Here is a 20336-nt window from a genome sequence, read left to right as displayed (position 1 = left end):
CGTACGACTTTTGTTCGATGTATAATAATAAGTTCTATTATAACCTCTAGTGAAAACTAATTTTTATTATTCAATATGCCTCATTCGTTACTAACGCTTTTCTCAATTCGTTTTTGGGTTATCTGATTCAGTAATGATATCGCCTTTATGATTAAAGAGATTACCATTGGTTTTAATTTGAGAGTCATTCAAATCTTTAGGGATAAGAATCTCATTATCCTGCTCATCGCATTCAATATCACTGTCTTTATCATAAGCTATTGGGTCAAAGTGTGGGGTGTCTTTGATCGGCGCATTCTTGTCTAATGCTGCAGTGGTCGCCGAGGTTTTTCTAAATAAATTTGATTGACCGCCTTTGATGCCTTTTCCATTAGAATCAGCTTTTTTACGTGGCTCACTATTGGCAAAAATAGCATTTAACGGTAGATCTAACTGTTGCTTGGCATAAGCTTCCGTATTTTCAAAACGATTGACTAGCAAGCTAAGCCAAGGTTTTTGATCCTCTGGCCCCATCTCATCTAGCTCATCTTTGATAGGCAAGGGATAAGGTAGCGTGCGATAAAAATCCCATAATGTCATTTTGCTCAAATCTCTCTTGAGCACATAATCATTATCTTCAGTCATGGTGATTAGATTGCTGTCTTGCAGATAATTAATATAGGTATACCATTTCGGTAGCTCTTTGCGTCCTAGCACGTTACGTAGCGCTTGTTCGCTTACCGCTTCCCCTTTTAAATGATGGGTATAAATGAGGTTTAGCATATCGAGCAAACTTAGGAGCGGGTGGCGTGGATAGACCTCTTCAGTCTCAAAAATCGTCAAGGTATAGCTAATCTCAACACCTAATAGAATTAAATTCCACGACAAATATATCCATAATAAGAAGATGGGCAGTGCCGCAAAAGCCCCGTAAATCGCTTCATAACTGGTGAAGTTTGCCATTACTGTACCAAACAGGTGCTTCATCAGCTCGAATACGATAGCGACGAAGAGACCAGCAATGGCTGCATTTTTTGCGGGTACACGTGCTTTTGGGATGAACCAGTACATACCAATAAAGCCTGCAACAGTGATACCAATGGATACAGCTTGTACCCAAAAAGACCAGTCAATGCCATAACCAGCGATTTGTCGATTTAAAAAACTCAAGCTTTGTACCGCGCTTGAAGCAAGAAATGCCGTACCCAGTACTAACGGTCCTAACGTGACGATGGTCCAATAGCGCAGCATACTTTTCATACCGCCAGAGCGATTTTCTACCCGCCAGATTTGGTTAAATGCGCGCTCGATAGTTGTTAACGTCATAATGGTCGTAAAAAATAACACCATTGCCCCAATGATGGTTAGATTTGAGGATTTTTCAGCAAAGCTATTGATGTACTCACTGACCTGCATGCTGGATTGTGGTAGTAAGTTACTATAAATCACTTCATATATCTGTGCTCTAACGGACGCAAGTGCTGGTACAGAAGATAAAATCATCAATAGGACGGTTAGGACGGGTACAATTGACAACATAGTCGTGTAGGTCAGCGATGCCGCTTTTTGCTGGCAATTGTCTTCAAAAAAGTGCCGAGTCAAGAATCGTAAGAATTGAAACCAGCGTTGATGTAAAAACGGGATTTTTTTTGATAAATTTTCCATATCGACCATTTAGCAGGTGTTTGAGTGACAGTAGTGTAACAAAGATATGCTGTTACCATCTGCGGTTTAATTGTGTCAAAATGCACAGCAGCAACCTCTCTAGCAGGTTATTAGCGACAATGTGTACCAAGGCTGTTTGCATGTCGGTGAATGACTGGGGCATAATATATGCCTATATTGCGGTATCTGTCACAGATTATATATATAGTCATTCCACTATAAAATTATTACAGCGTTAACCTCGCTTGAAGTATTAAATATACATCTACACTCGGTTGCCTTGAACTAGTACTATTTTTAAATTGAATCGACTATAGCTACATAATCAATAAGGTTTTATGCTAAAGAAATAGACTGCATAGAAGCGGTTGTAGGTGATTAGAATCAACAATAACATTAATGGTTTTATGAGGAAGTATTGCTAATGAGTCAGACCGCCCCTTATGTTTTGGTGCTCTATTATTCAAATTACGGTACGACTAAGACATTGGCTTATGCTATCGCTCAAGGTATTGAGGATGCTGGTATGACAGCCCGTATCCGTACTGTACCAACGGTTGCACCCGAGACCACATCGAGCAAGCCTGCAATACCTGATGAAGGTGACTTGTATTGCACTATGGACGATCTAAAAGACTGTATGGGTTTGGCGCTTGGTAGCCCGACGCACTTCGGTAATATGGCTGCTCCCATGAAATATTTTTGGGACAATACGGTCACTATTTGGCTGGCAGGTAATTTACAGAACAAACCTGCTGCTGTATTTACTGCGACCGGCTCGATGCACGGCGGTCAAGAGACGACATTGCTGACCATGATGTTGCCGTTGATGCATCACGGCATGATCCTTGTTGGTGTGCCTTATGCTGAGCCTGCGCTTAATCGTACTCATCGTGGTGGCTCGCCTTATGGTGCCAGCCACGTGAGTGGGGCGTTACATGATCAACCCGTCTCAGCTGATGAGCGCGAGTTGGCTATCGCCCAAGGTCGCCGCTTGGCGATTAGTGCTACTGCATTGGCGCAAGCTAACTGGACTCGCTAAGCGGATTTTTATAGCATGAAAGGTCTTATATAACGCTATTAATTAGGAAGTAAATATATCTAATGGTCACAAACCGCTCCGATAGTGAGATAAGCGCACCAGCCAAAAAATCTGCCAAAGCTGCTAAACTTAAAAAGCCAATTACGCCCATTCGTCAGCGCTTGATGGTAACTTGGCTGATTTGGTTGGTTTATAGACTGCTTGGGCTACCTATTTTTATCAATGTTTTTAATCCCAGTAGTCCTGATGTCATTGGCGGTATCGCTTGGCAAGCATTATGGCTAGTGCCAGCATTTATTTTGACGCCCGCGATACTACGGGGTCGTTCGCCATATGTGCTATTGATAGGCAGTATGCTTACCTTGGTTTATTTGGGGGCGAGTGGTGTGGTGCTGTTTACCCGCGTTTACGGCAGCAGCTGGGCAGAGATAGTGGTTTATCTGCTTGATTTTGTCTTATTACTGGCAATCAATATTTGGTTATTTATTCTACTAAAGCGTCTTCCTTCAATGAACAACGTCGTTAAGCAGCCACGTTAGTTGATTTAGCGAAGTTTCAGACAAAAAAAGCGGCGCTCTATTTAGAGCGCCGCTTTTTTTATGCTATTTCTGCTTATTTAATAAAAAGCTTAATTTACTTTGGTTAATTCTAAATCCATCTTTTTGCCATCATTAATTTGGCTAACTTTTACTGGTAGGTAATCTAAGCTTGGTGCGAGCCAAAAACTGGTAGAACGACTATTGTCATCGTGGATACGGTCGACACGTACGGTATCAAATGTGCCAGCTGGAACGGTAATCTTGGTGTTACCAGATTTTTTGAAAGGGGTTTTCTCTATTTTGTCTTTTTTCGCCATGTAATAGTTGCCAGAGAATTTACCGTTCAATAAATCTTGGCGAATTTGTACTTCCAAACTTAAATCATCAAAAGCTTGTTGTGCCATGTTCATGGTCGTCGACTTGCCTTTATAGTTACTCACCACCTTTTTACTGCTTGGATTGAAGTCTAATTTGTGCGTACGACCAACGCCTAATAGCTTATAAGTGGTGCTGGCTTGAGTCGGAATGACATTATTACCGTTAATGGTAAAAGTGCTGTTTTGCGAAGCACTTGCAACACCTGCCACCCGAGCATTGACATTATATTTCCAAGTATTGCCTGATTTGTTAAGCATGCGAGTAGCCGTACCTTTATATTTGTCTTCAACCGTAAAGCTGTAGTTGGCGCTTGAAGGTTCGATATTCTTTGCGCTGGCAAGGGTTGGTGCAGTCATACTTATCGCTCCAATCGTAGCAATACTGGCCCCAGTGGTTAGGGCGGTTAAAAACTTAGACTTGCTACGTTTAGTATTATTAGTATCGGTTGTTAATGACTTTTGATCGTTTGATAAAAAACTCATGGACATTCCTTAATCGCTATTTATGGCATTGCTTATAACTATTGTTATTTTCTCAAGGACTATAATGGTCATGTTCTGCTATCTTTTCAAGAGTGAAGGCCGTCCCTGTGGTGTTGCTATTGTAGTCAAGGTTGCTGACATCGAGCGCGATATCATCAGGCGTCACTTGCTGTAACTTGAGCAAGCAGGTGTAAGTTAATCGGTCAGTTGTAAATGATATGCTGTAACTTATCGGTGCTGAAATTTAGCATTCATATGGCTGCTTTTAAAATCTTGCTAAGGCCTTTAACACGGTGCAATCCAATCAAATGACTGTTCATAAACGTCATTACCAACTAAATAATCCACGATATGCAAAATTCTTGTAAATTTTTGGTCTTTACACTTGAAGCTACCTCGCTATGCCCCCACTTTTTGAAACAAGCTCAAGGCTTATCTTAATAAAAGCGTTTTTATAAGATGGCTTTTGAAGATAGGATGTTGAGACCAACAAACCAAATAAATTTTTAACTTAAATAACCAATTATTGGAGACATATTGATGAATATTCGTCCTTTACATGATCGTATTGTTGTCCGCCGCATAGAAGAAGAAACAAAAACGGCTGGTGGTATCTTGCTTCCTGGTTCTGCTCAAGAAAAGCCTTCACAAGGTGAAGTGCTAGCAACTGGTAACGGTCAGATTCGTGACAACGGTGAAACTCGCGCGTTAGATGTAAAAGCTGGCGACAAAGTCTTGTTCGGTCAATATGCTGGCCAAACCGTGAAAGTTGACGGCGAAGAACTATTGATTATGAAAGAATCTGATGTATTGGGTGTGTTAGAAGGCTAGTCCCTTTTGAGTATTATTATACTCAACGCATTTTGACAATATCATTGAAAAATTATTGAAACATTTAATTGCATTCTCATACTTATAATAGTGGAGTAATTTAACATGGCAAAAGACGTAAAATTCGGCATTGATGCCCGTAAACAAATGATGGACGGCGTAAACGTTCTAGCAAACGCAGTACGCGTAACTTTAGGCCCTAAAGGTCGTAACGTGGTTATCGATAAATCATTTGGCGCGCCAACCATCACTAAAGATGGTGTTTCAGTTGCTAAAGAAATCGAGCTTGAAAACAAATTTGAAAACATGGGCGCTCAATTGGTTCGTGAAGTTGCTAGCCGCACCAACGACGTTGCTGGTGATGGTACGACGACTGCGACTGTATTGGCGCAATCTATCTTGCAAGAAGGCATGAAGTCAGTTGCCGCTGGCATGAACCCAATGGATCTAAAACGCGGTATTGATAAAGCGGTACGTGCGGCTGTTGAGCAAATCCATTTGCTATCTACCCCAGCTGACGATTCAAAAGCGATTGCTCAAGTTGGTTCTATCTCTGCCAACTCAGACACCAAAATCGGTGAATTGATTGCGCAAGCGATGGAAAAAGTCGGTAAGCAAGGCGTAATCACTGTTGAAGAAGGTTCAAGCTTTGAAGATACCTTAGAAGTCGTTGAAGGTATGCAGTTTGACCGTGGTTATATCAGCCCGTACTTTGCGAATAAGCAAGATAGCTTAACCGCTGAATTTGAAAACCCATATATCTTGTTGGTTGATAAAAAAATCAGCAACATTCGTGAAATCGTGCCATTACTTGAGCAAGTGATGCAGCAAAGCAAGCCATTGCTGATCATCGCTGAAGACGTTGAAAACGAAGCATTGGCAACATTGGTTGTCAACAACATGCGTGGCGGCTTAAAAACTTGTGCCGTTAAAGCACCAGGTTTCGGCGATCGTCGTAAAGCCATGCTTGAAGATATCGCAACGCTAACTGGGGGTACTGTGATTTCTGAAGAGATTGGCCTAAGTTTAGAGACTGCTACTCTTGAGCAACTTGGTACGGCTAAGAAAGTCACTGTCGGTAAAGAAAACACTGTGATTGTTGATGGCGCTGGTAACTCTGCTGACATCGAAAATCGCGTTGAATCTATTAAACGTCAAGTTGAAGAATCAACGTCTGACTACGATAAAGAGAAGCTTCAAGAGCGTATGGCGAAACTGGCTGGCGGCGTTGCCGTTATCAAAGTTGGCGCTGCGACTGAAACTGAAATGAAAGAGAAGAAAGATCGTGTTGACGATGCGCTACATGCGACTCGTGCAGCGGTTGAAGAAGGCGTTGTCCCTGGCGGCGGTGTTGCCTTAGTTCGTGCAATGAATGCATTGTCTGAGCTACGTGGCGATAACGATGACCAAAACGCGGGTATCAATATCTTACGTCGCGCAATGGAAGCACCATTACGTCAAATCGTTACCAACGCTGGCGAAGAAGCATCAGTGGTAGTGAACGAAGTGAAGAGTGGCAGCGGTAACTATGGTTACAACGCAGCTTCTAGCGAATACGGCGATATGCTAGAGATGGGTATTCTTGATCCAGCTAAAGTAGCTCGTTCAGCGCTAGAAAATGCAGCATCTGTTGCAGGCCTAATGCTAACGACCGAAGTCATGATTACTGATTTGCCACAAGGTGATGACGGTATGGCTGGCATGGGCGGTGCTGGTGGAATGGGCGGTATGGGTGGAATGGGCGGCATGATGTAATTTTACTTCTGTTACAAAGCGATTTCTTTTCGTCAGATGCGCTCAATGTACAACAGGTACTATTTTTGCGCATCTTCCTCGACAAATCGCTTTTCGCTAGAAGTATGATTTTGTCATAAAGTTTATTTGATTATTAGAAGCTCTGTTATCGGAAGATAGCAGGGCTTTTTTTTTGCCTAATTTTTATAGCGCTACTCATTGGTATATGAGGTAATCACGGTTTTATATACATTCATTCGATAGGTTGGATAAGTGTTTTATGCTTGGAAAGGTTGCCAATTGACAGACATAGTGAGGGCGTTGCTGTTTCCCAGACTTAGTGGTGACACTTTACCTGCTATTTACTCATGGTCTTTGATGCATTTCTAAAAACTTCAACAAATAAAATACCCATTAGATCAACAAAATCGACCTCACATTATCAAGAGCATTGAATATATAAAGTTTTTTTATATATGTTATTATTTAAATGTAATTAATGGACTGATACTTTATCAAAGGACAATTGAACATGTGTTAAGGCTGCCCAGCCACAAACTCTTGTGCAATTCAAGGTGATGATGATGAAAAAAATTAGGCTTGGGATTCTTGTAGAAGAGGAAACATTGGCATGGTATAAGTTCAAACCATTAAAATCTCTCGTCGATGAAGGCAAGGTTGAGGTTTGTATTGCTGTCCAACGAGATAAAAAACAAGCGTTTCACATGTCTCGTCTATCCAAAGTTATTCCTTCCATTAATCAAAAGTTATTTTCATTTCTTTCTCGAAATAAGAGTAATACCAAGCGTTATTCTATTCATGACTTGGTGGCTAATGGTACGATGCCCATCGTAATATCAGTAGTAAATCAGGATAAGATTTATGATGAGATTGAGGATTCAGTGATTGAGAAACTTGAAGCCGCCAATCTAGATTATCTGGTCAAATTTGGTTTTCGCACCTTAGCAGGGAGAATTCTGAGTGTTTCAAAAAAAGGTATTCTCTTATTTCGTTACGGCGATGAAACCAAACAAAGACGCGGATCAGCATTGTATTGGCAGTTTGCCGAACAATGGGAGAATAGTGTAGTCACGCTACATCTGTTAAATGAGCGTCTTAATGGTGATAAAGTCGTTGGGAGAGGGTATGGCTCTTTATTTTACTGGGACTATAATTTAACCGAGCATAAATTAAATGGTGTCGCAGCATCTATATTGTATTGGTATTTCCATAAAAATAAAATTGGCGTTAAAAATGGAAATTCGACAAATTTAATGCTTGACGATGCAATTTACGAACAACCCCAACAACTGACTGCCATACGGCATTTGATGGGTTTTTTTTAAAACTATACGATAAAGACTTTCTATAAGAGTCTTTATCACAATAACTGGAGTATTTTGATTGGTTCTATTGATCAGTCGATGCAAACATACACTGAGCTATTGCCTGAAAAAGGATGTTTTTGGGCTGACCCTTTTTATATTGAGCAAGATTCAAGGCGTTATATATTTTTTGAGAGCTTAAATTATAAAGAAGGTATCGGCCGTATAGAGTGGGTGGAACTGGATGAGCACCATCAAATTATCAATGCTGGACCAGTCGATTTAGGTATTAGCTCTCATTTAAGCTTTCCTAATGTATTCGAGCATGAAGACGCTGTATATATGATTCCAGAAGCGGCCAAGACCAATTGTATCAACCTATTAAAAGCGACGGATTTTCCGCAGAAGTGGGAAAAAGTTCATGAGTTGGTGTCTGGAGTTCAGGCAGCAGATAGTGCCGTTACTGAGCACAATGGCTTATGGTATCTTTTTACCACGCATGGTTCAATTTCAGTCCTTACAATGGATTTGGAATTGCATATTTATACGTCTGATAAGTTGGAGTCAGATAACTGGACCATTCATCCCTCGGCGCCTTTAAAAATTGACGTGCGTGGGTCACGATTAGCAGGTGCACTATTTAAGAGAGATGGTCAGCTGTTTCGTACGGCTCAAGATGGCACTATTAGGTATGGGCGTAGAGTGGCTTTGTATCTGGTAGAAGAGTTGACACCGACATCTTACAAAGAAACCTTTGTGCGTTATATCGAACCCAATTGGGAGAACGATATCGATCGTCTTCATACCTATAACGTATATGATCAAACTGTCGTACTTGATGCCTCAAGAGATAAATTGCGCTTTACCGTATGATCATTGAGAATTTTTACGGCAACTGGTGATGATATGCTGTCGAAAAACCCCGATAGGCTGAGCTTATCGGGGTTTATTTATACAAATTAGATATGTTTTTAAAAACTACTGACTGGCTGCATCCCGTCTAAACGTCCACGTTTTATCATCAGAAGCGGCTTCACAGTAATAATATCCCGCCAAATCAAACTGCTTTAGCTGCTCAGCATTGGTCAGCTTATTATCAGCAGCATACTTCACCATCAGTCCACGTGCTTTTTTGGCATAGAAGCTAATCACTTTGTATTGACCATTCTTTTCATCTTCAAATCGTGGCGTGATAACTTCCGCATTCAGCGCTTTCTTCTTGACCACTTTGAAATATTCATTTGACGCCAGATTAATCAAAATCTTATCATCACTATCCACCATACGTGCATTAATAATGGCAGTTACTTCCTCGCCCCAAAACTCATAAAGGTTATCGCCACGTTCATTTTTCAGTTTGGTACCCATCTCTAAACGATAGGGTTGAATTAAATCGAGCGGTTTCAATACGCCATATAATCCAGACAAGATACCCAGATGCTTATTGACGTAAATGGCGGTTTCTTTATCCATATGATACATATCAAGTCCAGTATAAACATCGCCATCGAATAAATAACCTGCAGGTTTGGCATTGTCTAAAGTAAATGGCTTATCGTTGCTCCAACGCCACTCTTGATTGCGCTTGACATTGAGCTGTGCCAAATCATCAGAGATGCCCATCAGTTCTTGTAAATCAATCGGTTCTTTTGATTTTAAGTTTTTCATCAACGCTTGCGCATGTTCGATGAGCTCTGGTTGACTATAATATTTGTCTAAGTTCACTGGCACCGCATTTTTCTCATTTAAAGATTTGGCAGGGGAAAGTAAAAAATACATCGTCATTCCTTATTATAGTGAGTCAATGGGTATTCTATTTATGTATCAAGTTTTCTTATTATACGATAAGCAGCATTGTATCTTGACCTACCCGTCGTTATTTCGTGTTGTTTAACGTTATCCTTAAAAATGACATAATTGAGTGATATAAGCCGATAGCTTGTCAAGTTTAGCGTTTAATTGAAAAGGAAAAATTTTTAATATAACAATAAAAGTTATGCAGATGGTGTAAATGCCTAACTTTTTATTTTACTTGTGGGTCATCATTAGGCAATGAAAGTTGGCAGATGATGTCTCTATAATAAAAAGACATGATGGCAAAGTCGCTATCATTTATTAGATTGATAATCTTTGGTCATGATGTTGAACCAACCATGACCAAAGGTTTTTTTGTCCCCTGTGCTTTTTAAATGTGCGTTGAGGGTGTTAAAGGTAGTCGTGAGACGTAAGTATAGTCATTAGACGTAAGTAAGGAGACGGTATGAAAATCGGTGTAATCAGTGCAGATATCGCGAGCGAGAACCGTGTAGCGATAACCCCAGACGCAGTCAAAAAATTGCGTAAGCTTGGGTTTGAAGTCCTCATACAGTCAGGTGCAGGTAGAGCGGCATATTATGCGGATGAGTTATATCAGGCTGCAGGTGCCGACATTGCCAGCAGCAGCGCCGAGGTAATCACACAGTCTCGAATTATTACCACCGTCAATGACTTGCCTGCTGCAGCTATTGAAGGCTTGACGTCAGGTCAGATCGTCATTGGCATGCTTGACCCGTATCGTAATACTCAGCTTGATACTTATGCGACCAAAGGTGTCACTGCCTTTGCCATGGAGTTATTGCCTCGCACACTGTCACGCGCACAGAATATGGACGTACTGTCATCACAGGCCAACCTTGCAGGTTACAAAGCAGTATTGCTGGCGGCTAATGAATACTCGCGTCCTTTCCCGATGTTTATGACCTCAGCTGGTACAGTTAAGCCTGCCAAAGTGGTCATCTTGGGTGTCGGCGTTGCAGGTTTGCAGGCGATTGCAACGGCTAAGCGTTTAGGTGCAGTGGTAGAAGCGAGCGATTTACGTCCGACTGCTCGTGAGCAAGTAGAGTCATTGGGTGGTAAATGGCTGGATGTGCCGATGAGTGCAGAGGAGGCTGAGACTGCCAAGTCTACTGGTGGTTATGCGTGGACGCCATCAGAGCAATATGTCAAAGACCAAGCGGCAGTGGTTGACAAGGCATTAAGCAATGCTGATATCGTCATCACTACAGCGCAGATTCCTGGTCGTAACGCTCCTCGTCTGGTGCACGGCGCAACCCTTGCTAAAATGAAGGCGGGTTCCGTATTGATCGATATGGCTGCTGGTACAGGTGGTAACGTCGAAGGCAGTGTGCCTAATGAGACCATTACTACAGACAACGGCGTACGTATCGTTGGTGCTGCCAACATCCCATCGATGCTCGCCGCGCAGTCTTCAGATTTGTATGCCAACAATTTGGTTAACTTTATCACCACATTAATTGCGCCTGCTAGCGATGACGCGTCAGCAAGTGACGCATCAGCTAATTTGGCACTTAAATTAGACATGGAAGACGAGATTCAAGGCGCACTGGCAGTGACACATAACAGTCAGGTACGACTAGCCAAACGCTAAGTTTTAACTGCCTTTCACTACACATTTGCCAGTAACGAATAAATTTTTAGGAGGATGAGATGATTGCCACTATTTTAGCGGCAGCGCCAGCTGGTGCGGCCATGAGTAGCACCCCATTTGTAGCGATTTTTACCGTATTTGTACTCGCTATTTTTGTCGGATATTACGTCGTTTGGGGCGTCACGCCTGCATTGCACACACCATTAATGGCTGTCACCAACGCACTATCGAGTATCGTCATCGTCGGTGCCATGCTACAGACCGTCACTATTGACGGCTCTGTCTTTACACCGACCAGTATCCTTGGCGCTTTTGCCGTATTCTTAGCCAGTATCAATATCTTCGGTGGCTTTGCCGTGACTGAGCGTATGCTTGCGATGTTTAAACCGAAAGTAAAAAAAGCACCAGTAGCAACCACTGATGTTGGAGGTGACGCATGAATGATTTCTCAGCAATGATTGCGGCAAATGCGGATTGGTTCTATCTGGTCGGCGCTATCCTTTTCGTTTTAACCTTGCGTGGTTTATCCAGCCCAAAGACCGCTATCCGTGGTAACCGTTTTGGTATGGTAGCGATGGCGATTGCGGTCGTCACGACATTCTTCTTAGCAGAAGGCCCTGTCCTTTGGTTAATTATCGGTGCGATGATTTTGGGTGCCCTCGTCGGCATGTGGAAAGCGAAAACAGTCGCGATGACGCAAATGCCAGAAACCGTTGCTTTAATGCATTCCTTTGTCGGTTTAGCTGCGGTCGCCATTGCATTGGCAACGGTACTGCATACGGAACAACAGCATGGCGCGGTTGCGCGAGTTGAGCTGTTTATTGGTTGCTTCATCGGTGCGATTACCTTTTCAGCTTCTGTCTTTGCCTTTGGTAAATTAGCCGCAAAAAGCTGGGCTAAAACATTGGTTGGGGGTTGGGTAAAACCCGTCCAAGCATTATTATTCATTGCGATGATTGCTTTCGGTGGCGTCTATTTCATCACTGACTCATTACCAGCATTTTATGCGATGGCAGTGATTGCCGTGATATTTGGTTGGATGTGGATTGCGCCGATTGGTGGCGGTGATATGCCAGTGGTTGTCTCATTATTGAACTCGTTTTCTGGTTGGGCGGCGGCAGGAATTGGTTTCACCCTCGGCAATTCGATGTTGATTATCGCGGGTTCGTTGGTTGGTTCATCAGGTGCGATTTTATCTTATATCATGTGTAAAGCCATGAACCGCTCATTACTCAACGTCTTATTTGGCGGTATGGGTACAGGAGCTGTAGCAGCAGGCGCTGATGATGGTGCACCTAAAAACTACAAGGCTGGTTCAGCAGAAGATGCTGGGTTCTTAATGGCCAATGCCAGTAGTGTGGTTATTGTTCCGGGTTACGGCATGGCGCAAGGTCGTGCACAGAACGCGGTAAAAGAGCTGTATGAGTTGCTAAAAGAAGAAGGCGTGAACGTGCGTTTTGCCATTCATCCAGTCGCTGGTCGTATGCCAGGTCACATGAACGTCCTATTGGCGGAAGCTGACGTACCTTATGATGATATTTTAGAGATGGATGAAATCAACTCAGACTTCGCGAGCACAGATGTCGTCTTGGTAATCGGTGCAAATGATGTGGTCAACCCTTCTGCAAAAGATGATCCAACTTCGCCAATCTTTGGTATGCCGATTCTAGAAGTGACCAAAGCCCAAACGATCATGGTCATCAAGCGCTCAATGAATACAGGTTATGCAGGGCTTGATAATAGCCTGTTCTACATGGACAAGACTATGATGATCTTTGGTGATGCCAAGAAAATGGTCGAAGAGATGGTACGTAGTATCAATGGTGCAGGTCATTAATCTCTAAAATTAGTTTTTAAATATAAGTTTTTAAATGTAGGCTTTTAAATATCCGCTTTTAAATAAAAAAGTCACTTAGGTGGCTTTTTTGCGTTAAGGTACGCTGCATTTATAGCCAGTCACTGTTTATATATTATATACAATAATTTATACCCAATAAATTTACACAAAATAAGCGTTAAGAGAGTCATTTATGAACATGTTGATACGTTTTTTTATTATGGTCTGCTTGCTAAAACAACAACTTAAGCAGCAATCAGTAAGCGAGCGCCTTAGTATTGAGCTCTTGATTGCACCGACGGTTCGTCATTATCGAGTGTTGCCGCATGATATGGGCTTTCGGAATCATCTGCCTAATTATCGTTATTTGTCCTTTATTGAGCTAAACATTACTCGCTGGCTGATGGCGTGCTGTCATCAAAAAGGTATTAAGCCCTTGAATTGGGTTATCGCCATGCAAGAGATGGTTTATCTGAAAGAAATTAAATTTTTAGATAAAATGACGGTAAGTAGCACGCTTGTTGGCTGGGATAAAAAATACGTTTATTTTGAAACGCGCTTTTTTGTAAAAAACCAGCTGATGGGCGTTGGTATGACTAAGTTTGTATTGACCAATAAAAAAGGCAAATGTGCGCCAGAGATATTGGATATGATAGGCGAGCGGTTGAATGAGGTCATTGATTCTTGGAATGAGCATCAAGTGGCGATTAAATCTGTCAAATCTGCTGAAACGAGTAAAACAACAAATGCTGCATAACGAACTTGTCTATAATCAGCGGGCGAATTTTGGTAGGATAGCGGTTATTAAGTTGCCAATTAAATCACCATTCAAATTGACCACTGATTTGATGACGTGTCTAAAAATGATTAAAAGTTAAGGAGCTACCATGACCCCGCAAAAATTAAAATGGACAGACAGCTTAGATATCGCTATTGAGCTGTATGAGAAGTTTCCAGAGACCGATCCGCAGTACATCCGTTTTACTGATTTACATCGCTGGGTGACTGAGCTTGAAGGTTTTGATGATGATCCACAAAAATCAAACGAAGGCATCTTAGAAGCCATTCAGATGAATTGGATTGATGAAGCAGATTAGATTTATACTCTGAAGCGCTATTTTTAATACTATCTCAAATAGAAAACTGAATAAATATATAGGACTTACAGATCATGACTTCACAAATTAAAGAGCTACCTGAAGCAATAACTTGTAAAGGTATTAGCGTTCGTACGACCAATAACGCTGAGATTAGCGAAGACACGGCGAAACTGGGTCGTTTATGGCAAAAGTTTTACCAAAACCATGCCAGTGATCTGCCTAAAGGCGAAGACATTTATGGTGTCTATCATAACTATGAGAGCGATGATTTGGTCGGCGCTTTTGATGTGGTTGCCAGTTGGAAAGTAGCCAGTGAGCAAGAGCCCTCAGACAGTGAAAATATGTCTAAGGCTGCAAACCTAGTAACAGTAGATATTCCTGCAGGAAAGTATTTGGTATTCTCTGAGCAGGGTAGAATGCCATACACGGTGATGAATGCTTGGGAAAAGGCTTGGACCTATTTTAATGATCGCAGCTGTGAGCATACCCGAACTTTTGATGTCGATTTTGAGCATTATATCGGTGGTAATCTAGAGTATGGTCAAGTTGATCTCTATATTGGTATTGAGTGAAGCTATTGATTCTAAATAACTGAGTGAAAGCTCTTATAATCAATTCAAATAAATTTAATTATTAAGGCGCATCAATTACTTAAAAGTAATGTTTTAGCAGTATTATACCTTAGCTATTATATCGGAGTAATAATGAGTCAGTTAGAGCCAAATTCTCAAGATAGGTTGGTTAGCATTGCTAAAGCAGTAGCAGGTACACTTCCATACATAGGAAATCTAGTCTCAGAACTGCTTGATAGCGTTGTCCCTAATCTGAGGTTCGAACGTATAGTAGTATTTCTTCAAGAATTAGACTTAAAAGTATCTCAAATCGATGAAAAGCTTGAACACTTTAAGTTAAATCTAAATAGTGAGGAAGGCATAGATTTACTAGAGGAAGGCATGCTACAGGCTTCTCGTTCGATAAGTCGTGAACGTAAAGAGAGACTTGCATCTATACTTGAAAAGTCCTTGGGTAAACAAGATTTAAAATATGAAGAATCAAGGAAAATTCTCAATATATTTAGAGAGTTAACCGATCCTGAGATAATTTGGTTGATATATTATTCTCTTGAACCAAGACTTGGCAAAGGTCCACATTCTGATTGGGTATTACAGCATCCAGATGTTTTGTATCCGATATCTAGAGATAATACTGCTTCTGATGAACAACTGGAGAAAGCTGCATTGCAAGATAGCTATAAAGACACATTACTACGCTTTGGACTAGTTAAAAGTAACGGTCGTACAACACATATGACAACTTTAGGTGAAATGGTTATAGGGTATATTAAAGTTTAAAGCTGTATTTTATAGTAATAAAAAAGCGCCAAATCTAATTCAGATTTGGCGCTTTTTTTTGCTTACTTCAACGAATGATTAATCCAGTAGTAGATTCTCTAAAATTCCTTCATAAATCTGCGCAAGCTTGCCTAGGTCATCGATTTCTACTTTTTCGTCAACTTGGTGAATCGTCGCATTTCTTACACCAAGCTCAACGACTTGTGCACCCGTTGGTGCAATAAAGCGTCCATCAGAAGTACCACCTGATGTAGATAGTGTCGTGTCAGTATCGGTTACCTTTTTGATGGCTTTTTGACAGGCAGAAACCAGTTTACCTTCAGGGGTTAAAAACGGCTGACCAGACAATTTCCAATGGATATTATAACCGGCCTTACTATCAGTAAAATACTTGTCAAAGATAGCGTGCGTTTTGGCTTTTAGCTCATCTTCAGTGGTTTCCGTAGAAAAGCGGAAATTGAAGATGACTTTTAATGTTTCAGGAATGACGTTGGTTGCGCCCGTGCCACTATTGATATTTGATATTTGCAGTGATGTCGCAGGGAAGTAGTCATTGCCATTATCCCAAGTAGCGGCAGTCAGTGCTGCCAAAGCTGCCATCGTGGCATGAATAGGGTTGCAAGCTAAATGCGGATAAGCCACATGACCTTGTTTGCCAGTGACCGTAAGTTCCGCACCCAATGAGCCGCGGCGACCGTTTTTAATGATATCGCCGAGCGTATCTGTGCTCGATGGTTCGCCAACCAAGCAATAGGTGATTTTTTCATTGCGGGCTTCTAAGGTCTCAATGACTTTGACCGTGCCATTAATAGACGGGCCTTCTTCATCTGAGGTGATTAAAAAAGCAATCGAACCATTGTGCTCAGGATAATTAGCGACGAAACGCTCGGCGGCGACGGTAAAAGCCGCAATCCCCGTTTTCATATCGGCGGCTCCGCGAGCCCATAGGTAACCATCAGCGATGGTTGGCGTAAATGGCGGATACGTCCAATTGTTTTCATCACCCGTAGGCACGACGTCGGTATGACCAGCAAAACAAATAACTGGATCAATGGTGCCACGGCGCGCCCATAAGTTTTTGACTTCAGCGTGCTCGCCCTTTGCTTGTCTATCACCATAATACATAAACTCACAGTCAAAGCCCGCTCGCTCCAAGCGCTCTGACAATATATCTTGGCAACCGTCATCATTTGGGGTGACTGAAGGGCGTTCAAGTAGCGCAATACTTAAATCTAGCGTTTGCTGCTGATGGTTTTCTTGTTGATGGATGGTTTGTTTATTAAAGTCCGACATGAATAAACCTTTTTATTATAAATTAAAATGATAAATTTTTAAGATTGGCAGCCACGATACAATTAGTCGTTGCTTGCAGTCGTTGCTCGTTGCTTGCTAATACGTTTTAAATATTATCTTCAACAAACGGCACCAAACCATCACGGCGCATCCACGTCGCGATAGAGTAACGCTGCCGATGGGCAGTTTGCACTTGATGTTTTAGGTCACTGTCAAATATCACCAATCTATTGGCGACAGGCATGACGTTATGATGAACGCCATGTTTATCAATGATTTCTAGTGCGCCGCCGTCAGTTGGTTCCCATTCATCATTGATATAAAACACCGCAGAGATAACGCGTTCATCACGCCCAGCTGGATTGTCACTATGCCATTGGTAGCCAAAACCAATCGGATAGCAAGCATAATGCGCTTCACTGTGGCGAATACCGGCAAATAAACTGCGATTAAATAAGGTGGCAAGCGCATTGATACTTTGCAAATAATAAAACCCAGCAAAGAAGTTTTCTGTAATCCAGCGGATGCGATCACCGCGAATATCACTGACACGAATCCCAGCCGTCAGCTCTGCGTCACGATAGTCAATAAAACCACTCTCTGCTTGCAAGGCTAACAGCGCTTTTGTTTCAAAGACCTCATCAATAATGATCCAACCATCATCAACGAATTTATCCAGTTGTGTATCAGTCAGCTTATCTTGCCAACTGATATCAAAATCAGACTGTTGTAATACGTGCTGAGTCAGTGGTTTTTGGCTTGGGTCGTCGCTATGAGGAAACAATAATGGTGGATTATCTTCTCCTATCGGATGATCAATCGCCAACTTTGTCACATCAAGATTGCTAATAATCTCTGTCATTTCGTCTCACTATGGTCAGTTAGCTAGCAATACATAGCCAATCAATGCCTTTTTACCAAAACCATCGTTATCTTTTACTCTGCCTATGCTACCATAGATGTAATTTTTCTTATTTAAACTTTTGAGATTATGAACTATAAACACGCCTACCACGCTGGTAACTTTGCTGATGTGGTTAAACACATTTTATTGGTACAACTCCTTAATCAATTGGGGCAAAAAAACAAACCTTTTTATGTGCTTGATGCTTATGGTGGTCGCGGACTGTATTCACTGAGCAGTGAAGAAGCGCGCAAGACAGGTGAGGCCAAAGGTGGTATCCAAGCGTTATTAAATGCCAATACCGACAAGGCACCCGCTGCTGTCAAAGATTATATGGAAGGCATTAAGCAAGCCCGTTTCACTTATGACAATAAAGTCTATCCTGGTTCTCCTTGGTGGGTTGCCCATCATATTGAGAAAAATCCAGATGCAGGCGTGCGCGGTGAAGCTTTTGAAGCCAAAGCTAGCGAATATGATGCGCTAAATTATCAGTTGCACAAGTTACCTATTGGTATACAGCATCGTGATGCCTTTGAAGGTATTACTGCCGTTATTCCACCAAAAGAAAAGCGTGGTCTGATTTTTCTTGATCCGCCTTATGAGCAAGAGCACAAAGATTTTACACGCCTTATAAATCTACTCGTTGCTGCTTATAATAAATGGCCACAAGGTACTTACGCGCTTTGGTTCCCTATTAAGAACGTTGAAGCCGTTGAATTGTTTTACAAAAAACTGAAGCGTACCGAAATGCGCCGCCAGTTGGTTTGTGAGCTGAATATTTATCCAAATGATGTGGCGGTTGGTCTTAACGGTACAGGTTTACTGGTAATCAATCCACCTTGGCAATTTGATAATCATGCACGTGAGATATTACGCTTCTTACAGCCTGCATTAAAAGTGGCTGATGCTCCAGATTTAACGCCTGATAGCGCAACCAATGTACGCTGGCTAGTCGGCGAATAACCATGTTAGTGAATAACTATGCCGGCAAATAAGGATATTGAGATGACTAACGTGCAATCACCTAAAGACGAATCAAATCATCCGCCTCTAAATGATGGATTGTTACAAGACAGCGCAGCCGCCCAGCCGCCCTTTGTTGATGAGCATGATTTCAATATTCGCTTAGCGGATAATGAGAGTTATGATGGCTTGACCTTTGAAGTGATTGAAGCAGAAGTTGCTGAAGGGCAGCGAGTAGTCAGTCGCGGTGTCTATTTAGCGCCAAACCTAATTACAACCTTGTCACTGCTATCTGGCTTTTATTCGATTTTAGCCAGTACGCAAGGCGAGTTCTACAAAGCTTCTTTAGCCATCTTTTTGTCCGCTATTCTCGACGGTGCTGATGGGCGAGTGGCGCGTATGCTTAATGCGCAAAGCCCGTTTGGCGAGCAATATGATTCGCTTGCCGATATGCTGGCTTTTGGTGTTGCACCAGCGATCTTAGTTTATAGTTTTGCGCTGCAGCCGTTAGGTCGCATTGGCTTGGGCTGTGCGTTTGTCTTTACCGCCTGTGCTGCCTTCCGTCTGGCACGTTTTAACGTTCAGGTCGGCATTGTCGATAAAAAATACTTTGTCGGTTTGGCCAGTCCCCTCGCTGCTATATTAGTAACGGCAGCGGTTATGGTCGCTGTTGACCATAATGAATGGGTTGGGCAGTACGATACGGCGGTCATGTTCTTATTTGCTGCTTGGGTGGTGATTTGTGGTTTATTGATGGTTAGTAACGTCAAATACTATAGCTTTAAAGAGTTTGATAAAAAGAAAGTACCTTTTGTGGTTCTAATAATCGGTGTGTTGGTCATGAGTATTGTGCTCTATGACATACCTGTCGGTATTTTAGCCATTGGTATTATCTATGCATTGTCGGGTATTGTTACGACGATTAAAGCAAAAGCAAATTTTTAGAATTGATTGTTGGTGTCATATTAAGGAATTTACCGTAGGGTAAGTTCCTTTTTTTATGCGCTTTAGATATCAAGCTGGCTATCAGTGTATTCATCACGATAAGATAAAGAAGAACCAACTCATTTTTTAGCTAATGATCATTGATAACGACTCGTTAAAGAAACCCACATGATTGAGATGAAATAAGCATGCTTATTTACGAGCTTACCTCAGCCCAGCGCAAATAAACATACACTGCCATCCAGTTAAAGCAAAAGTAGTGTCGCCATCCTGCTAATTTAGTTTAATCACCAAGATTATTCAAATTAAAATAAAATAGCCCTTGACTAAAGATTCAAACCCTCTATAATACGCCCTCATCAAGACGAGCTGGAAGCTTATATGTAAGATACATATAAATAACCCAATTCACTTGAGTGAGACAAAACATAAAAAAGCTTGACAAATCAAATCATTATGATAAGATAGTCGGCTCGCTAGATAGCTTGACCCGCAAGGGTTTAAGACTAAACAGCAAGAGAATTACCCTATATATCAGTT

The 20336-nt window shown here is 41.7% G+C and carries 20 protein-coding genes; 15 read left to right on the top strand and 5 right to left on the bottom strand.

Annotated elements, in window-relative coordinates; genetic code table 11:
- Window positions 1–102 precede the first annotated feature (102 nt).
- A complete protein-coding gene (locus ACP7AE_RS12065) occupies window positions 103–1644 on the bottom strand; it encodes a YihY family inner membrane protein (protein ID WP_426243327.1) in 1542 nt (513 codons plus the stop codon).
- A 424-nt stretch (window positions 1645–2068) separates the two neighbouring features.
- Here ACP7AE_RS12065 and wrbA point away from each other — a divergent pair, with 424 nt between their 5' ends.
- Both wrbA and ACP7AE_RS12055 read left to right on the top strand, forming a co-directional pair.
- Complete coding sequence (gene wrbA / locus ACP7AE_RS12060; RefSeq protein ID WP_060490546.1) at window positions 2069–2686, top strand: NAD(P)H:quinone oxidoreductase; 618 nt, start codon at window positions 2069–2071, stop codon at window positions 2684–2686.
- 62 nt (window positions 2687–2748) lie between these two features.
- Window positions 2749–3225 carry a hypothetical protein gene (locus ACP7AE_RS12055; RefSeq protein WP_055125291.1) on the top strand — a complete coding sequence of 159 codons (477 nt, stop codon included), beginning with the start codon at window positions 2749–2751 and terminating at the stop codon, window positions 3223–3225.
- An 89-nt stretch (window positions 3226–3314) separates the two neighbouring features.
- Here the strand turns inward: ACP7AE_RS12055 and ACP7AE_RS12050 are convergent, their stop codons facing one another.
- A complete protein-coding gene (locus ACP7AE_RS12050) occupies window positions 3315–4085 on the bottom strand; it encodes a DUF3108 domain-containing protein (RefSeq protein ID WP_426243324.1) in 771 nt (256 codons plus the stop codon).
- 537 nt (window positions 4086–4622) lie between these two features.
- Here ACP7AE_RS12050 and ACP7AE_RS12045 point away from each other — a divergent pair.
- The 4 genes from ACP7AE_RS12045 to ACP7AE_RS12030 all read left to right on the top strand — a co-directional run bounded on the left by ACP7AE_RS12045 (window position 4623) and on the right by ACP7AE_RS12030 (window position 8848).
- Window positions 4623–4916: a co-chaperone GroES gene (locus ACP7AE_RS12045; RefSeq protein WP_025652227.1), complete on the top strand. Its 294-nt coding sequence runs from the start codon at window positions 4623–4625 to the stop codon at window positions 4914–4916.
- Between the two features lie 105 nt (window positions 4917–5021).
- Complete coding sequence (groL, locus tag ACP7AE_RS12040) at window positions 5022–6671, top strand: chaperonin GroEL (RefSeq protein WP_426243322.1); 1650 nt, start codon at window positions 5022–5024, stop codon at window positions 6669–6671.
- Between the two features lie 563 nt (window positions 6672–7234).
- Window positions 7235–7996: a hypothetical protein gene (locus ACP7AE_RS12035; RefSeq protein ID WP_426243320.1), complete on the top strand. Its 762-nt coding sequence runs from the start codon at window positions 7235–7237 to the stop codon at window positions 7994–7996.
- A gap of 78 nt (window positions 7997–8074) precedes the next feature.
- Window positions 8075–8848, top strand: a complete 774-nt coding sequence (locus tag ACP7AE_RS12030) for a glucosamine inositolphosphorylceramide transferase family protein (protein WP_426243318.1) — start codon at window positions 8075–8077, stop codon at window positions 8846–8848.
- A gap of 105 nt (window positions 8849–8953) precedes the next feature.
- On the opposite strand, the gene yaaA is transcribed toward ACP7AE_RS12030, so the two are convergent.
- A complete protein-coding gene (gene yaaA / locus ACP7AE_RS12025; protein WP_426243316.1) occupies window positions 8954–9754 on the bottom strand; it encodes a peroxide stress protein YaaA in 801 nt (266 codons plus the stop codon).
- Window positions 9755–10235: 481 nt separating this feature from the next.
- Between yaaA and ACP7AE_RS12020 the strand changes: the two genes are divergently transcribed.
- The 7 genes from ACP7AE_RS12020 to ACP7AE_RS11990 all read left to right on the top strand — a co-directional run bounded on the left by ACP7AE_RS12020 (window position 10236) and on the right by ACP7AE_RS11990 (window position 15691).
- On the top strand, window positions 10236–11402 hold the full coding sequence (locus ACP7AE_RS12020; RefSeq protein WP_426243314.1) for an NAD(P) transhydrogenase subunit alpha: 1167 nt from the start codon (window positions 10236–10238) through the stop codon (window positions 11400–11402).
- Between the two features lie 101 nt (window positions 11403–11503).
- On the top strand, window positions 11504–11842 hold the full coding sequence (locus tag ACP7AE_RS12015; protein WP_201540922.1) for a proton-translocating transhydrogenase family protein: 339 nt from the start codon (window positions 11504–11506) through the stop codon (window positions 11840–11842).
- Window positions 11839–13239: an NAD(P)(+) transhydrogenase (Re/Si-specific) subunit beta gene (locus ACP7AE_RS12010; protein ID WP_426243312.1), complete on the top strand. Its 1401-nt coding sequence runs from the start codon at window positions 11839–11841 to the stop codon at window positions 13237–13239. The genes ACP7AE_RS12015 and ACP7AE_RS12010 overlap by 4 nt, the downstream gene beginning before the upstream one ends.
- 193 nt (window positions 13240–13432) lie before the next feature.
- Window positions 13433–13996: an acyl-CoA thioesterase gene (locus tag ACP7AE_RS12005; RefSeq protein WP_426243310.1), complete on the top strand. Its 564-nt coding sequence runs from the start codon at window positions 13433–13435 to the stop codon at window positions 13994–13996.
- Window positions 13997–14126: 130 nt separating this feature from the next.
- A complete protein-coding gene (gene iscX / locus ACP7AE_RS12000; protein WP_021812734.1) occupies window positions 14127–14336 on the top strand; it encodes a Fe-S cluster assembly protein IscX in 210 nt (69 codons plus the stop codon).
- A 74-nt stretch (window positions 14337–14410) separates the two neighbouring features.
- On the top strand, window positions 14411–14911 hold the full coding sequence (locus ACP7AE_RS11995) for a GyrI-like domain-containing protein (protein WP_045446712.1): 501 nt from the start codon (window positions 14411–14413) through the stop codon (window positions 14909–14911).
- A 132-nt stretch (window positions 14912–15043) separates the two neighbouring features.
- Complete coding sequence (locus ACP7AE_RS11990; protein ID WP_426243308.1) at window positions 15044–15691, top strand: hypothetical protein; 648 nt, start codon at window positions 15044–15046, stop codon at window positions 15689–15691.
- 78 nt (window positions 15692–15769) lie between these two features.
- Here the strand turns inward: ACP7AE_RS11990 and dapE are convergent, their stop codons facing one another.
- The gene (dapE, locus tag ACP7AE_RS11985) at window positions 15770–16984 is read right to left on the bottom strand and encodes a succinyl-diaminopimelate desuccinylase (RefSeq protein WP_426243306.1); all 1215 of its coding nucleotides are present in this window, start codon (window positions 16982–16984) and stop codon (window positions 15770–15772) included.
- 106 nt (window positions 16985–17090) lie between these two features.
- Window positions 17091–17846 (bottom strand): 2OG-Fe(II) oxygenase, encoded by a 756-nt coding sequence (locus ACP7AE_RS11980; protein WP_426243304.1) that lies wholly within the window; start codon window positions 17844–17846, stop codon window positions 17091–17093.
- Between the two features lie 129 nt (window positions 17847–17975).
- On the opposite strand from ACP7AE_RS11980, the gene ACP7AE_RS11975 reads away from it, so the two are divergent.
- Both ACP7AE_RS11975 and pssA read left to right on the top strand, forming a co-directional pair.
- Window positions 17976–18851, top strand: a complete 876-nt coding sequence (locus tag ACP7AE_RS11975) for a 23S rRNA (adenine(2030)-N(6))-methyltransferase RlmJ (protein ID WP_045446718.1) — start codon at window positions 17976–17978, stop codon at window positions 18849–18851.
- A gap of 42 nt (window positions 18852–18893) precedes the next feature.
- The gene (gene pssA / locus ACP7AE_RS11970) at window positions 18894–19796 is read left to right on the top strand and encodes a CDP-diacylglycerol--serine O-phosphatidyltransferase (protein WP_227678062.1); all 903 of its coding nucleotides are present in this window, start codon (window positions 18894–18896) and stop codon (window positions 19794–19796) included.
- The last annotated feature ends 540 nt before the right edge of the window (window positions 19797–20336 follow it).

It is taken from the genome of Psychrobacter sp. TWP2-1-2, assembly GCF_049896785.1.
GTDB lineage: Bacteria > Pseudomonadota > Gammaproteobacteria > Pseudomonadales > Moraxellaceae > Psychrobacter.
Note: the sequence above shows the minus strand (reverse complement) of the source record. Positions and strands in the feature narration are given on the sequence as shown.